We start from the raw sequence: 14,183 nt of genomic DNA on the forward strand, positions 1-14,183 counted from the left end.
TGATGGCAGATTTAACACCTAATCGCCGTAATCGTGGGTTTTTCCCGGATCTTTCTCGTGGTTTTGGATTTGGAGATTTGCTGAACGACCGTTTCTTTGAACCTTTTCAGGACATGAATAAGTTTAAACTCGATGTCCGGGATGAGGACAAAGAGTACGTGGTGGAAGCGGAGCTTCCGGGCTTTCACAAGGAAGACATCCGGGTGGAATACGAAGCACCGGTGCTGTCCATCAGCGCCAAACGAGAGGAAAAGCAGGATGTCAGCCATGATGATTATGTCCACAGGGAGCGAAGCTACGGAGAATTCCAGCGGCGGGTGACTCTCGACAACGTCAAAGACGACGAAATACAGGCTTCTTTTGATAACGGGGTACTGAAGCTGCAGCTGCCGAAAGAAGAAAAACGCTCCATCAAGAAAAAACAAATCGATATTCAATAGAAATATTACAATCATAATGTAAAATTTCATTTCCGTGTTTAAATACGTTGAATGCCCTCGTATTACCGCGTTAAATGATTTATTTCAAGAGGAAATACCCACCTTCATTTCGAAGGCGGTAATCTGATTGTAATATTTTGTGACAAATTTTGGTGTATAAGGCGTCAAATATATGCTTATGAAGTTTTAAAGCAGGCCATTGGGCCTGCTTTTTTTACATAAAAAGAAAGTTTATTAAGAGGAGATTACATCTAAATTAATGCTATTGATATTTTCAAGCCCCAGCGTCATAATCGGTAGCGTTGTGTTTAAGAGAAAGCACATAAGTATTTCGGCAATCAACTACATTAAACAATCAACCTATCCATGCAGTATTGACGTAAAGGTAAGTAATCATATAGGCAAACAGTCCATTGTTCACTGGCATCGTCTTTAAGACGAAAAATATCTTTACCTCGGAGGTTGAATCAATATGATGAAAAAAACATTATTCGGTACAGCAGTTACAGCAGGCGTGATCCTTGGAGCACCACAGGCAGCGGATGCCTCCATCAGCGACCACGGCCAAATGGAAAGAGGAGACGTTAATTCCTCTGTTGCAGAACTGCAGGACAAGTTAAAAGAAAAAGGCTACTTTAACGGAAACACAGGCTCTACGTTCGGACCAAGAACGGAAAGCGCGGTTAAAGACTTTCAGGCAGACAACGGTATCTCTTCTTCTGCGGGCGACTACTTCGGCGTAGCTGGCCCGGAAACACAGGCAGCACTTGGCGGATCTTCTGATTCTTCCAGTGATTCCAGCGAGGAAGTAGCAGGCGAATCGACCTCTGAGTCCTCCGACAGCAGCAGTGAAGGCGAAACCATGACGATGGAAGCTACGGCGTATACAGCTGATTGTGCAGGCTGCAGCGGTATTACTGCCACTGGCAAAAACTTAAACGAAGATCCTAATGCGAACGTAGTCGCTGTTGACCCGGACGTAATCCCACTCGGTTCCACAGTGAAAATCGAAGGCATGGGTACGTATACAGCAGCTGACACAGGCGGTGCAATTAATGGCGACCGCATGGATGTCCATGTGCCAACCAAATCCGAAGCTTATTCCTTCGGCCGTCAGGACGTTGAAGTAACAGTAGTCGACTAATAATAGGATCAGGCAAAAATCCTCTCCAAAGCTGGAGGGGATTTTTTTATTTCTACATTCCAATGATGGTTGATATTAAAAAGCAGTTAAAACACTTATAATATGAAAGAGGTAAAGTAAGAAATTAATTTTGTTTATAATTATAATTGTTACGCCGGAGGAAAAAAGATGATACATATCGAACAGGCCGGGCCTTCGCACGTTTCCGGCATCATTTCTGTGTGTACGAAAGCTACGTGGGCCACGTACCGGGGGCTCTGCAATGATGATTATCTCGAGCGGGTGTGCCGGGAGTTTTATAATGTTTCCAGAGTGTTCGATGAAGTGAAGCATACAAGCCTCGACTGGGGCGGCTATTTTTCGGCGGTGGAGAACGAAATGGTGATTGGTGCTGCGGGTGGTGGTATGACAGGGGAAAAGGAATCCGAACTGTATGTGTTATATCTGGATCCGGACCGCCGCAATGAAGGGATCGGCACCATGCTGCTTGAAGCCGTAACCCGGCAGCAGAAGCTCCTCGGGGCCGAGGAACAATGGGTGTCGGTCCAGAAAGGCAACCAACTCGCGATTCCGTTTTATGATGCAAAAGGCTTTACGTACGAAGGAGAGCGTACCGGATATGCCAATACGGAGGATGAAGATTACATATCGCTCCGGTACAGGCGCCTTATTTAAATAGAAGAAAAACGGCTGCGATTACAGCGACCGAAGGAGGAAAACAATGCTTATCATGCTTATGGTGCTGGGCTTCGCCGGTGTACTGACGGTGGTCAATTTCATTCCTAACCGCCGGGTGCGGAAAATTTCCATTTACAGCAGCTATACGTTGTTTCTCACAGCGCTCGCTGTGTTGACGCTTGGGTAGCCGCGGTCCAAGCGTTTCAGTGTACCGAATGTAACTGTTTTGGTTATAATTAACAGTAGAAATGGAGGAATGACATATGAAAGCACTAGTAACCGGAGCAACAGGCAAATTAGGCTCCAAAGTCATGCAGGCGCTGCTGCGGAAGATGCCGGCCGACCAGCTGGCCGTCAGCGTCCGGAACCCGGACAAGGCAAACAATTTGAAGGAAGCGGGCGTGGACGTGCGCCGCGGCGATTTTGACGACCCGGAAAGCCTGGACGAAGCGTTTGCCGGTGTGGACCGCCTGCTCATTATTTCAACCGACGGGGACAACGACACAAGAATCCGCCAGCACACAAACGCGGTGGAGGCAGCCGCCCGGGCCGGCGTCTCCTTTATTGCCTATACAAGCATTGGCCATGCGGAAAGCAGCACGATGTTTTTGGCTCCACCGCATCGAGCCACTGAAAATGCAATTATTGAAACCGGCATTCCATACGCGTTTTTGCGAAACAACTGGTACCTTGAAAACGAAGTGCCAGGCATTCAGGGAGCCATGAACGATGCGCCGTGGGTTACGGCTGCCGGAAACGGTCGGGTAGGATGGGCGCTGCAGCTCGACTACGCGGAAGCGGCGGCGGCCGCTCTCGCCGGAGAAGGGGAACAGCAGTCGGTATATGAGCTTTCCGGACGGCCGCATACCCAGGATGAACTCGTTGGCGTGCTTGAAAACGTGCTTGGAAAAGAGATTCCGGTGCAGCACGTGGACGACGATGAATATGCGGAAATTATGAAGGAAGCCGGTATGCCGGAAACGGTTGTACCGATGCTCGTAAGCATTCAGCAGGGCATCCGCAGCGGTTCGCTCGATGTCGAAAGCGATGATTTTGAGAAGCTGCTTGGCCGTCCGGCCACGCCGATGCATGACGCGCTCGAGCATCTTGTGCGGACGCTGCCTAGCGATTCTTAATTACCACCACACCTTAAGCCGTACGCTTTTGAAGCGCGGGAGCTGATCGCAGCCTCCCGCGCTTTTTCGTGAAGAGGGAAAACGCCGCACATCCGCCGATGACAATTGCACTGCCGGCTGCCTGCGGCCAGGTCAGATGCTCCCCAAAAAGCACAAAGGCAAGCAGGGCGGTAAACAGCGGGTTAAAGTTTAAAAACAGCCCGGACGTTGTCGCTCCCAAATGCTGTACGCCGATCCCCCACAGCACCATGCAGACAATCGTAGCGATGATGCTTAGAAACAGCATCGAGCTGATAAACACGGCATCCACCCGGTGGATGGGCACCTGAAAGCCATTAATGGGAAGCAGCAGCAGAACACCGAACAGCCCGGAGTAGCAGACGGACATCATTGGCGAAACGAAGGTGGTCGCCCAGCGGCTGCAGATGGAGTAAAGCCCGAAGACGAGCACCGCCAAAAGCATCCATGCATCGCCGGAGGCAAAAGAAAAGCTTTCAAGGCGTCCTTCTGTCACGACAAGCAATACGCCGGCAGTGGAAATAAGCATGGCGGCAATTTGCGCGCCGCGCAGCCGTTCGTGTAGCAGTATCGCTGAAAACAGGGCAATCGACAGTGTATTCATCGTCGAGATAATGCTTATGTTGGTGGCGCTCGACGAAGCAAGTGCAGTGAACTGCAGAATGTTAAACAGGGCAACGCCTGTGATACCCATCAGAAACAGCGGCAGAAGCGCTTTTTTGCGGGGCAGCAGGCGTTTTTCTGTAACCAGGAGGACAGGCAGGAGGCATAATGCGGCAATCCCGTAGCGCAAAATGGTGAGCGTCACAGGTGACGCGTAAGCGGTAAGGCCTTCGCCGACGATAAAATTGCTTCCCCAGCAGAGGCTCGCAAGCAGCAGCAATCCGGCGTATTTCATGCGTTATTCCTCCCTGTAGTGTTGTATGGAATAAATGTATCATGTAAAATGAATGGAAGAAATATTATTCTCTATAAATGAATATATTCAAAATGATATTAATTTATTTATGGGAAAACAGAATTTGTTTTTGTTTGTGTGGTTAGAAAAATGCTGAAAACGAATATTCTTCGGGAGGAAAATGCATGCTTGATGAAGTGGATGTACATATTCTCGATTTACTGCAGACGGAAACAAGGCTCAGCAACCTGGAGCTGTCCCAGCGGGTAAGCCTTTCCGCCCCCGCTACTCATGCACGGGTGAAACGGCTTGAGCAGGACGGCTACATTGATTCCTATACGGCGATCCTAAACCAGGAAAAGCTGGGGTACGACCTGCTGTGCACGATATTCATGAGCACAAGCATTCACCAGACGCAGCAGATAAACGAGCTCGAGCGCCACTTATCGGCGATGCCGGAGGTCATGGAGTGCTACTGCATGACCGGGGCGTTTGATTATATGCTCAAAACCATCCACCGTGACCGTAAGGAGCTGGAGGCGTTTATCCGGGAGTTAAACCAGCTCGGAGTGGCCCAGCTGCAGACAAGCATTGTTCTTCGGGAAGTGAAAGCTTCTACAGTGCTTCCGCTTCGCAAGTAAATCCGGCAGAAGGCCTTTACCGATTTATTCAAAAACATGCAGGTTTCCGGCCGGCGTTCACCCGTAAAGTGGACGGTATACATGGCGCAGCGTCACGAAGAAATAGAAGCTATTGCTGAAAAATAAGTAAACACGATTCAATCCATCAGCGCAACGGAGGAAGTTCATATGCATACCGAAGATTTTATCAGTATTATGATTCACCAGACCGATTTGAAATTAACCAGCTTTATAAAAGAAGAGCTGCGGGTGTTTAACCTCACCCCCGAGCAGAATCTCATTATGATGCTCCTCTGGGAGGAGGACGGGCGTACGCAGAACGACATCGCCCGGAAGCTGCAGAAGGACAAAACGAATGTGGCCCGGATGGCTTCCCAGCTCGAGAAAAAGCAGTTCGTGCGCCGCGCCGCGGGCACCCAAGACCAGCGGGCGGTGCAGCTGTTTATGACAGACGAAGGCAGGGAGCTGCAGGAAAAGGTGCGTCCGGCAGCGGAGCGGTTCAACGCTGCGGTAACAAAGGGCATCAGCCGAAACGAGCTGACAGCGCTTGAACAGACGCTTGCTAAAATAAATAAAAACGTTTCCGAAAGTCTGCGGGAGGAATAGAAAGACCGCTGAGTAGATTCTTTGCAGGACAAAAAGATATATGTTGTACTAAAGAAGCAGGACAGATGAAGTAAATATATTTTTTTCAGGAAATAGTTGCTATGCATACTAAATTCAAAAAGGAGTGCTGTTGATGGAACGTAACCAGGACCTGTTTCAACGCCGGATTCGTGATAAGTGGACGGTGCAGTACGAAGAATTCGGTTTTCCCTCCATCCAAAAGGGATGGGTGCTGCCGGTGGACCGGTGGAAAGAATTTGATCCGTTCATTTTAATGGCCGAAGATTGGTTTAAGAAGGGTACTTTTCCCGATCATCCGCACCGGGGATTTCAGACGGTCACTTACGTGGTGGATGGACGGCTCGAGCATATTGATAACGGCGGCGGCCGCGATATTCTCGAGCCCGGTGATGTGCAGTATATGAATGCCGGGTGGGCCGCGAGGCATGCCGAAGACGGGGTGGAAAATGACATTGCCCATACGCTGCAGCTGTGGCTGAACCTTCCCAAAGACAAACGAAACACGGAAACCATTTACCAGAACGTATACGGGGAAGAAGCTCCGACCGTACAAATTGATGGCGGGTATTTAAAAATCTTTTCTGGAAGCATTGCTGGTGAAGATGGGCCGCTGGACTCCCTTGTGCCCATCACGTTAACCGAAATTAATTTATCGGAGGGCGCTGAATACGTGCATCACCTGCCGGAAAATCACAATGCCTTTATATATACGCTCTCCGGCAGTGCTGACGTTGCAGACGGAACCGTCAATAAGCACGATGTGGCGACGCTCACTTTCGAGGAAGACGGGGACCCGCAAGCCCTGTCTACGCTACGGATTAAATCAAACAAACGACGCACGAGACTGCTCGTGTATTCCGGCGAGCCGATCGGGGAGGAAATTGTGCCCTACGGTCCGTTTGTGATGAGCAGCATGGACGAAATCAAGCAGGCGTACCGGGACTTCCATCAGGGAAAATTCGGACCGCCGGCAGAATAAACTGGCGTAAGCAGCATTTAAAACGAAGGAGATGAAGCAGGATGGACGTGCTGACAGCCATTCATTCACGTCGCAGCAATGGGCTCGTTACAGAAACCGTGGTGCCTGAGGAAGTTATCACGAAAGTACTGGAAGCCGGGACCTGGGCTCCGTCGCATCATAAAACAGAGCCGTGGCGGTATTTCGTCATGACCGGAGACGGCCGCAGGCAGCTGGGAGAAACGATGGCTGCCATTGCCGCGGAAGGGATGACGCCGGCAGAAAGGGAAGAGAAACAGCAGAATCTTGAGAAGCAAAAAGACAAGGCGCTGCGGGCGCCGGTGGTGATCGCCGTGGCGGCCGAGCCTTCAAGGGAAGAGCGGGTAGAGACACTCGAAGAGTACGGAGCAGTCTATGCGTCAATACAAAACATGCTGCTTGCCGCTCATGCGCTTGGCCTGGGGGCGTTCTGGCGCACGGGAGCCCACTGCTATCACCCGAAAATGAATGCCCTGTTCGGGCTCGGTGAACAGGCAAAGGTGCTCGGGCTGATCTACCTCGGCTATCCGCTGCGGGACATGAAAGAAGGCAGACGGAGGCCAGTAGAACAGGTGACCACCTGGATTACGGAAAAATAATGGTTCATACAAGAAGCCAGGGAGCGGAATAATACCGCTCCCTGGCTTTGTTATTTTTCATCATGTTTTTTATTCAGCTGCTGGCGCAGGTTCAAACGCTGCTGCACATACTCCCGCAGAGAAATTTCCTTTTGGATCCACTGCTGTTTTAACGCATTAAGCTGGTTTAAAAGGTGATGTTTATTCATACGTTCCTCCTGCAACAAGGTTTCATGGGTAGCTCTATCCGGTTCCCGTTTGTTTCAAACCTCAAATTACGTGTGAAAATGGTGAAAAGAAAACTTTTGTAGTTTGAACATCAAATCCGCCTGGGAATACGGTAAGAAATACAAGCCGATGCGGCGGAAATGTCAGGAATCCATAAGCCTGCAACATAAGCCAAAAAGTACCGGTCAGGGAAACCTGCGTGCTTTTTGGCTTTTATTATAAAATATAAGAAGGTGAAATGGAATGAAAAATTATACTCATATCCTGGCTGCCCTTGATGTGCTCAATAATCCGAGTGTTGATGCCTTTGATGAAGCCTGCCGCGTTGCTGTCAAACATGAAGCCGATTTAACCCTGGCCTATGTGTTTCATTATAATGAATATTCGTCGCTTGGCTGGATGGATCCGATTGGGATCAAACGACTGTACGCAGAGGCCGAGTACCAGCTCGAAGCGTATCGAAAAAACGCCAAAGAAAAAGGTGTATCCAAAGTTAAATCCGTGCTGGACAATGGCGTGCCCAAAAAGCGACTGGTGAACCAGCTGTGTGAAAGGATTGAACCAGATCTTATCGTCGTCGGCCAGTCCGGTGGGAATGCGCTCGAGCAGGTCATGCAGGGGAACACTGTCACGAAAGCAGTGCAAAAGCATGCCCCGTGCGATGTGCACGTGGTCGACCGGGCGATTGCCTCCATTCAGCGGGCTCATGCAACTCCGCTCCAATAATCCAAAAACGCTCCGGAGATTTTGAAAATCAGCCGGAGCGTTTTACGTGCATTTATAAATTATAATGGTTTTTCTCGTCCCATTTTTGTTAAATATCGGAAGGTCACTAACGGTGGTAATAATGAGTTCCTCATTGCGGAAGGAGTTTAAACTATTAAGCAGTTCGTCCTCCGAACAAAAATAAACGGGTTCCTGGCTGCCAAAGCGTGAACGGATATCAGCAGCCGTGCCTATGTATACCTGATTTTTGGGGCGTTGAAGTACATATGCAAAATGGTCGATGGAAATGACCTCCTTCGAAAAGACGTATAGCAAGAATAGCACGGCGGCAGGGAAACAAAAAGCAGAATGCTCACAAACGGCGGAAAAGTACAATAATTTCATTTTTAACAACTGGAGGCGTCACCTGCTGCGGAACTTTGGATTATAGAAACAGAGAACTCCTAATACGAAGGCGGAGAAAGCGATGGCCCAATACATAAATATAATGCTGATGAGAGTGAGAGTACCGAACCAGATTTGAAAAAAGCGGCGTTCGTTCATAGCTGCACCTCATTTGGTTAAATGATATCGTTTTAGGGATTAAAAAGTACAGGGACGCTGATACAGCCGTTCGGCGGCTTCTCTGCCTGTTTTGGTCTGGGCGAGTCCTCCCTCGGCGGTTTCTTTCAGGCTGCCGGGCATGTCCCTGCCGATGGTATGCATCGTCTGGATCACTTCGTCACAGGGAATGCGGCTGGTAATGCCGGCTAATGCCATATCAGCTGCTGAAAAGGCTATGGAGGTGCCGATCACGTTTCTTTTTACGCACGGCACCTCGACAAGCCCGGCAACCGGGTCGCACACGAGGCCGAGCAGTGACTTCATTGCCATGGTCGTCGCGTGGGAAACCTGCTCCGGTGACCCCTGCTGCAGTTCTGTAATCGTTCCCGCCGCCATAGCCGTCGCTGACCCGATTTCCGCCTGGCAGCCGCCGGCCGCTCCGGAAATGAAGGCATGGTTCGCAAAAACGTAGCCGATGGCGCTCGCTGCGAACAGTCCCATTGTCAGTTTCTCATCGTCCATGCCGCGGTTGTCCTGAAGAGAGACCATCACTCCAGGCAGAATGCCTGCAGAGCCTGCCGTAGGAGTTGCTACAATAAGGCCCATTTTGGCATTGCTTTCCGACGTTGCCATTGCGGCTTCCATCGCCGTGCTGATAACTGGTCCTGATAGTGGGGCGGTATGCTGGTTATACTGATGCATGCGGTAGGCATCGCCTCCTGAGAGCCTGCTTTCCGTTTCCGCGAGGTCACCCAGCCCCTCCCGGACGGCCTGCTTCATTACCTGCAGCCGTTCCTGCATGCGCCCGAAAATTTGCCCGCGGGACGAACCGGAGCGATCCACTTCACGGCGGAGCATCCACTCGCCGATACTAATGTCCTGAGCCATACATTCCTGCACAATACTTTCAATCGTGTCTTTCATCTAGATGTAGCCTCCTTTTTGATCCGGGCGGCGATGGATAAAATCTCCGAGCCTGTGCCCAAATTAATGCTGGTATGATATCCGTTAATTTCATAAATATAGGCTACACCGCCGCCAATGGATGCGCCGGTGACATGGACCGTCTCTGTGGCGGAAGCGGCCTGTAAATAAACAGTATTGGGGTGGCAGCCGCTGGGGATGTTCGTGCAGAACCGGAAGTCGTAACGAAGATTGCTGTCCTTTGCCAGGGCGTAGGCATTCCGGACATTGGTATCGTGTGCGGACAATCCGAGCAGGCCGCCGAGGACAGCTTTATCCGAGCCGTGGCCCTGATAGGTGGAGGCGAGAGAGCCGTAGAATGTGATTGTCACGTCAGTGACGTCTCCCAGCCAGTCATGCACGAATTTTCCAATCGATACCACCCCGGCAGTATGGGAGCTCGAAGGACCGACCATCACCGGGCCGATAATGTCAAAGCAGCTGTCAAACTCCATAGCAATTCCTCCATATTCAAGATTGAAAGCGATTACAAAAAAGAAAAAAAGACAGAGAAGCGGCCTGGGGCGCCGTTTCTCTGTCTGTGAGCCTGAAAGATTTCATTCTTAAAAAAGAATTTTCTTCTTCGGCAGGTACGTATACCTTCTCCAGAGGTGCATCCTGTACTGGTCCTGGTACCTGAGAGTTTTTCCTTTCCGGCTGATGGAGAGGATTGCTCCTTCGGTGCTGTAAAATACGTTTACAGGCTCTCCCAATACATTCATCTGCGAAACCAATATTTGTGTTAATTTCAGTTTAAACATCCCTGCTGGAAAAGTAAACCTATTTTTGACAGCCGGATCTTAGCAATATACTGGAGAGAATCGGTGTAGAAAGGACTAAAGCAGGCGTACAGCTGTATTTAAGCCGTGAGTCAAAAAAATATAGTGCGGGCTTTTCTTTTAGGCCGTTATGGTTCATGATTTTAGAAGAGAGATTTAATCGCCGTACTGTTTGTGAGTTCACGGAGAAAGAAGGAAAGGATTTATGCCTGGGAAAATAAAAGATATATTAATTATGCCGCAGGATTATAATAATCAGTCGCTGAAAAAGGATATGGCTGCGGGATTTACCATCTTTGTTATGATTGTCCCGCAGGGGATGGCCTATGCCGTGCTTGCCGGCCTGCCGCCGGTCATGGGGCTGTATGCCTCTCTGCTTCCACTCATTCTTTATGCGCTGTTTGGCACGTCAAAGCATCTGGCCATCGGCCCGGTAGCGATGGCATCCATTCTTGTGTTTTCCGGCGTATCCCTGTATGCAGATCCGTCGACGCCGGAATACGTGGGGCTTGTGCTGCTGCTGACGGTAATGGTCGGAGTGATGCAGGTCTCTCTTGGCTTGTTGAATGCCGCTGCGTTTGTAAAGTTTATTTCCCCGAATGTGATCAGCGGGTTCACGTCGGCAGTGGCGATTGCAATCGGCATGAGCCAGCTTGGCCAGTTTATGGGCATCAGCGTAGGCAGCCAGACACAGATTATTCCGCTGCTGCGGGATGTGATCGTGCATCTGCCGCAGATACATATCCCGACCCTGCTTGTAGGAATAGCCAGTCTTCTAGTGCTGATCGGGGGCCGGAAAGCAAAACGGAATTTACCGGTTTCCCTCATCGTCGTCGTGCTGAGTATTGCGGCGGTGGCGCTTTTCCGGCTCGATAACCAGGGAGTAAGCGTCGTCGGAAGGGTGCCGCAGGGACTCCCGGCTTTTACCATTCCGGGCTTTAACCTGGCGGACATACAGGTGCTGGTCCCGACCGCGCTCACCATTGCGCTGATCGCGATGATGGAGACGCTTGCGATTACGAAAACGCTGAGTGATAAAAATGATTCCGGTATTAACCTGAATAAAGAAATCCGGGCGATCGGGTATGCCAATATAGCCGGGCCGTTTTTTTCCTCCTATGCGGTGACCGGCAGCTTTTCAAGAAGTGCGGTCAGCTACCGGTCGGGAGCGGCCTCCCAGGCGGCGATGATTATTACCGCAGCCGGTGTGCTGGTGACGCTTCTCTTTTTCACGTCTTTATTTTACTATCTGCCGTATGCGGTGCTTGCAGCGATTATTCTCGTTTCGGTCAGCGGCCTGATTAATATCCGGTCGTTAAAGGACGCCTTTCGCGTAAAGCCGGAGGACGGCTGGGTGTGGATCGTGACATTTGCTGCGACGCTTCTCGTCGGCATTCAGTGGGGGTTGTTAATCGGGATTGGCTTTTCCATCCTGCTGCTTTTGCGCCATATTTCCCGCCCGAATATTGTCGAAATCGGCTACGAGGAGGACACCCACAGCTATCTGGATCTGCAGCGGTTTCCGCACGCAAAGCGGGTGCCGGGCACGGTGCTCGTGCGGGCGGATACGCGCATTCATTTTTCGAATGTCGGCTATTTCGTGAAAATGGTGGAAAAAACGATTCAGGACCGCCGCAAAACGGAAGGCGGAGGACTGAAGGCCGCGATTGACATGTCCGGGGTGAACGACATTGATACTACGGGCATCGGCGCTCTGGAACAGATTATTGAAATGTTCCGGAGGGACCCAGGCGTGCAGGTATGGTTTGTGGAGCTGAAGGGTCCGGTCCGGGATCTGCTGCTGCGGGCCGGCTGGCAGGAAAAATACCCGGAAACGATTAAATACCAGACCCTCGAGGGCTTTCTGGAGCACGAAAGAAACGTACCGTTTAAGCCTCCCGAGGAGCCGAAGCAGGATTCCTGGGATTATATGATTTAACATGTGTATAGTTATGGATGAGGCTGGCAGGGAAGTCCCCGCCAGCCTGATTTGTGCTTCACCAGGATAAGGGAACTGCCTTTGAAAAACTGCTGTGCCAGGGTGCATAGCTATATACTACGAATTTAAAAAATTCGGAATAACTGTTTAAACCATAAACTACCCGGGTAAAAGTGAATAGATTTCCTAAAGGAGGTAACAGCATTGAGTAAAGACCGCAATAACGAACACGACGAAGAAAAAAACGACGATAAGCAATATAGGAATGAAGACGGTACGCTGACGACGAGACAGGGCCACCCTGTCCGGGACAACCAGAACTCGAAAACCGTCGGCAATCGCGGACCGACGACGCTTGAAAACTACGAGTTCCTGGAAAAAATCAGCCACTTTGACCGTGAACGTGTACCGGAACGGGTAGTTCACGCCCGTGGGGCAGGTGCGCACGGCTACTTTGAAGCGTACGGTTCCTTTGGCGATGAGCCGATTTCCAAATACACACGCGCAAAAATCTTCCAGGAGGAAGGCAAGCGGACACCGGCATTTGTTCGTTTTTCCACCGTGATTCACGGCGGGACCTCCCCGGAAACGCTACGGGACCCGCGCGGATTTGCCGTGAAATTTTACACGGAAGACGGCAACTGGGACCTCGTCGGCAATAACCTGAAGGTGTTTTTCATCCGGGACGCCATCAAATTTCCGGACGTTATTCACGCGTTGAAGCCGGATCCGGTCACGAACGTGCAGGACAGCGAACGGATCTTCGACTTTATGTCGCAGACGCCGGAAGCTATGCACATGCTGACGTTTTTATTCTCCCCGTGGGGCATTCCGGCTAACTACCGGCAGATGCAGGGCTCCGGGGTAAATACGTACAAATGGGTGAACGAAGACGGTGAAGCGGTGCTCGTGAAGTACCACTTTGAACCGATCCAGGGCATCCGCAACCTGACCCAGGAAGAAGCGGACAGCATCCAAAGCAAAAACTTCAACCACGCCACCCAGGATCTGTACGAAGCCATTGAAGAAGGCAACTATCCGGAATGGGAGCTTCGCGTCCAGGTGATGAGCGACGACGATCATCCGGAGCTCGACTTTGACCCGCTTGATGATACGAAGCTGTGGCCGAAGGATCAATTCCCATGGATTCCTGTCGGCAAGCTTGTGCTTGACCGCAATCCGGAGGACTACTTCAACGAAGTGGAACAGGTCGCCTTTGGTACCGGCGTTCTTGTCGACGGCATGGATTTCTCCGATGATAAAATGCTGCAGGGCCGTACGTTCTCGTACTCCGATACGCAGCGGTACCGCGTCGGCGCCAACTATCTGCAGCTGCCGATCAACCAGGCGAAGAAAAAGGTCGCAACCAACCAGCGCGGCGGACAGATGTCGTATAAAGTCGATAACGACGAAGGCCAGAATCCACACGTGAACTACGAGCCTTCCACAATGAATAACCTGAAGGAAGCACAGATGAGCGGCAAGCCTCACACTCCTTATACCGAAGGAGAAGTGAAAAAAGAAGCCATCGACCGCCAGAATCCTTACCAACAAGCGGGAGAAACGTTCCGCAAGTTCAAGGAATGGGAAAAAGATGAATTAATCAAAAACCTCGTGGACAACCTGATTCCATGTAAAACGGAAATTCAGGAAGAAATGATTGCCCACTTTAAGAAGTGTGATGAGGAATACGGCCGCCGTGTTGAAGAAGGGCTGAAAAACAGCACCTCCACAGACGGCGCAGACCAGGATTCCACGCACGGCGGGCCTGCAGGCGCCACGAAAACGGAAGAAGGCGTCCAACAGGCTGAAGAGCATGGGATTCCATCGGATCCTTATTAATTCGAA

The 14,183-nt window shown here is 50.7% G+C and carries 16 protein-coding genes and 2 riboswitches; of the genes, 12 read left to right on the plus strand and 4 right to left on the minus strand.

Going from position 1 to position 14,183, the window contains the following annotated elements:
- Positions 1-2: 2 nt before the first annotated feature.
- From CHL76_RS08940 to CHL76_RS08955, 5 genes are all read left to right on the plus strand, one after another.
- The gene (locus tag CHL76_RS08940) at positions 3-440 is read left to right on the plus strand and encodes an Hsp20/alpha crystallin family protein (protein ID WP_158219129.1); all 438 of its coding nucleotides are present in this window, start codon (positions 3-5) and stop codon (positions 438-440) included.
- 472 nt (positions 441-912) lie between these two features.
- Positions 913-1,584: a 3D domain-containing protein gene (locus CHL76_RS08945; RefSeq protein WP_079476374.1), complete on the plus strand. Its 672-nt coding sequence runs from the start codon at positions 913-915 to the stop codon at positions 1,582-1,584.
- A gap of 168 nt (positions 1,585-1,752) precedes the next feature.
- Complete coding sequence (locus CHL76_RS08950) at positions 1,753-2,259, plus strand: GNAT family N-acetyltransferase (RefSeq protein WP_079476375.1); 507 nt, start codon at positions 1,753-1,755, stop codon at positions 2,257-2,259.
- A gap of 46 nt (positions 2,260-2,305) precedes the next feature.
- The gene (locus CHL76_RS17025) at positions 2,306-2,449 is read left to right on the plus strand and encodes a hypothetical protein (protein WP_158219130.1); all 144 of its coding nucleotides are present in this window, start codon (positions 2,306-2,308) and stop codon (positions 2,447-2,449) included.
- Positions 2,450-2,525: 76 nt separating this feature from the next.
- Positions 2,526-3,398: an SDR family oxidoreductase gene (locus CHL76_RS08955; RefSeq protein WP_079476376.1), complete on the plus strand. Its 873-nt coding sequence runs from the start codon at positions 2,526-2,528 to the stop codon at positions 3,396-3,398.
- A gap of 13 nt (positions 3,399-3,411) precedes the next feature.
- On the opposite strand, the gene CHL76_RS08960 is transcribed toward CHL76_RS08955, so the two are convergent.
- The gene (locus tag CHL76_RS08960) at positions 3,412-4,314 is read right to left on the minus strand and encodes a DMT family transporter (protein ID WP_079476377.1); all 903 of its coding nucleotides are present in this window, start codon (positions 4,312-4,314) and stop codon (positions 3,412-3,414) included.
- Between the two features lie 185 nt (positions 4,315-4,499).
- Here CHL76_RS08960 and CHL76_RS08965 point away from each other — a divergent pair, with 185 nt between their 5' ends.
- The 4 genes from CHL76_RS08965 (at position 4,500) to CHL76_RS08980 (ending at position 7,178) form a co-directional block, all read left to right on the plus strand.
- A complete protein-coding gene (locus tag CHL76_RS08965; RefSeq protein ID WP_079476378.1) occupies positions 4,500-4,955 on the plus strand; it encodes an Lrp/AsnC family transcriptional regulator in 456 nt (151 codons plus the stop codon).
- A 168-nt stretch (positions 4,956-5,123) separates the two neighbouring features.
- Complete coding sequence (locus CHL76_RS08970; protein WP_079476379.1) at positions 5,124-5,561, plus strand: MarR family winged helix-turn-helix transcriptional regulator; 438 nt, start codon at positions 5,124-5,126, stop codon at positions 5,559-5,561.
- A 133-nt stretch (positions 5,562-5,694) separates the two neighbouring features.
- Positions 5,695-6,561, plus strand: coding sequence for a pirin family protein (locus tag CHL76_RS08975; RefSeq protein WP_079476380.1), 867 nt, complete (start codon positions 5,695-5,697; stop codon positions 6,559-6,561).
- Between the two features lie 41 nt (positions 6,562-6,602).
- Positions 6,603-7,178: a nitroreductase family protein gene (locus CHL76_RS08980; RefSeq protein WP_079476381.1), complete on the plus strand. Its 576-nt coding sequence runs from the start codon at positions 6,603-6,605 to the stop codon at positions 7,176-7,178.
- 50 nt (positions 7,179-7,228) lie between these two features.
- Here CHL76_RS08980 and CHL76_RS17030 read toward each other — a convergent pair whose 3' ends face one another.
- Entirely contained in the window at positions 7,229-7,366 is a 138-nt protein-coding gene (locus CHL76_RS17030) for a hypothetical protein (protein ID WP_158219131.1), read from the minus strand.
- Between the two features lie 262 nt (positions 7,367-7,628).
- Here CHL76_RS17030 and CHL76_RS08985 point away from each other — a divergent pair, with 262 nt between their 5' ends.
- Positions 7,629-8,111, plus strand: a complete 483-nt coding sequence (locus CHL76_RS08985; protein ID WP_079476382.1) for a universal stress protein — start codon at positions 7,629-7,631, stop codon at positions 8,109-8,111.
- 582 nt (positions 8,112-8,693) lie between these two features.
- Here the strand turns inward: CHL76_RS08985 and sdaAA are convergent.
- Together sdaAA and CHL76_RS09000 are read right to left on the minus strand one after the other, a co-directional pair.
- Positions 8,694-9,578 (minus strand): L-serine ammonia-lyase, iron-sulfur-dependent, subunit alpha, encoded by an 885-nt coding sequence (gene sdaAA / locus CHL76_RS08995; protein WP_079476384.1) that lies wholly within the window; start codon positions 9,576-9,578, stop codon positions 8,694-8,696.
- Positions 9,575-10,072, minus strand: coding sequence for a serine dehydratase beta chain (locus CHL76_RS09000; RefSeq protein WP_079476385.1), 498 nt, complete (start codon positions 10,070-10,072; stop codon positions 9,575-9,577). Before CHL76_RS09000 ends, sdaAA begins: the two co-directional genes overlap by 4 nt.
- A 78-nt stretch (positions 10,073-10,150) precedes the next feature.
- A riboswitch (glycine riboswitch) is annotated at positions 10,151-10,228 on the minus strand.
- A gap of 3 nt (positions 10,229-10,231) precedes the next feature.
- A riboswitch (glycine riboswitch) is annotated at positions 10,232-10,339 on the minus strand.
- Positions 10,340-10,601: 262 nt separating this feature from the next.
- Here CHL76_RS09000 and CHL76_RS09005 point away from each other — a divergent pair.
- Entirely contained in the window at positions 10,602-12,335 is a 1,734-nt protein-coding gene (locus CHL76_RS09005) for a SulP family inorganic anion transporter (protein ID WP_094908378.1), read from the plus strand.
- A gap of 204 nt (positions 12,336-12,539) precedes the next feature.
- Positions 12,540-14,177, plus strand: a complete 1,638-nt coding sequence (locus tag CHL76_RS09010) for a catalase (protein WP_094908379.1) — start codon at positions 12,540-12,542, stop codon at positions 14,175-14,177.
- The last annotated feature ends 6 nt before the right edge of the window (positions 14,178-14,183 follow it).

It is taken from the genome of Marinococcus halophilus, assembly GCF_002265875.1.
Taxonomy (GTDB): Bacteria; Bacillota; Bacilli; order Bacillales; family Marinococcaceae; genus Marinococcus; species Marinococcus halophilus.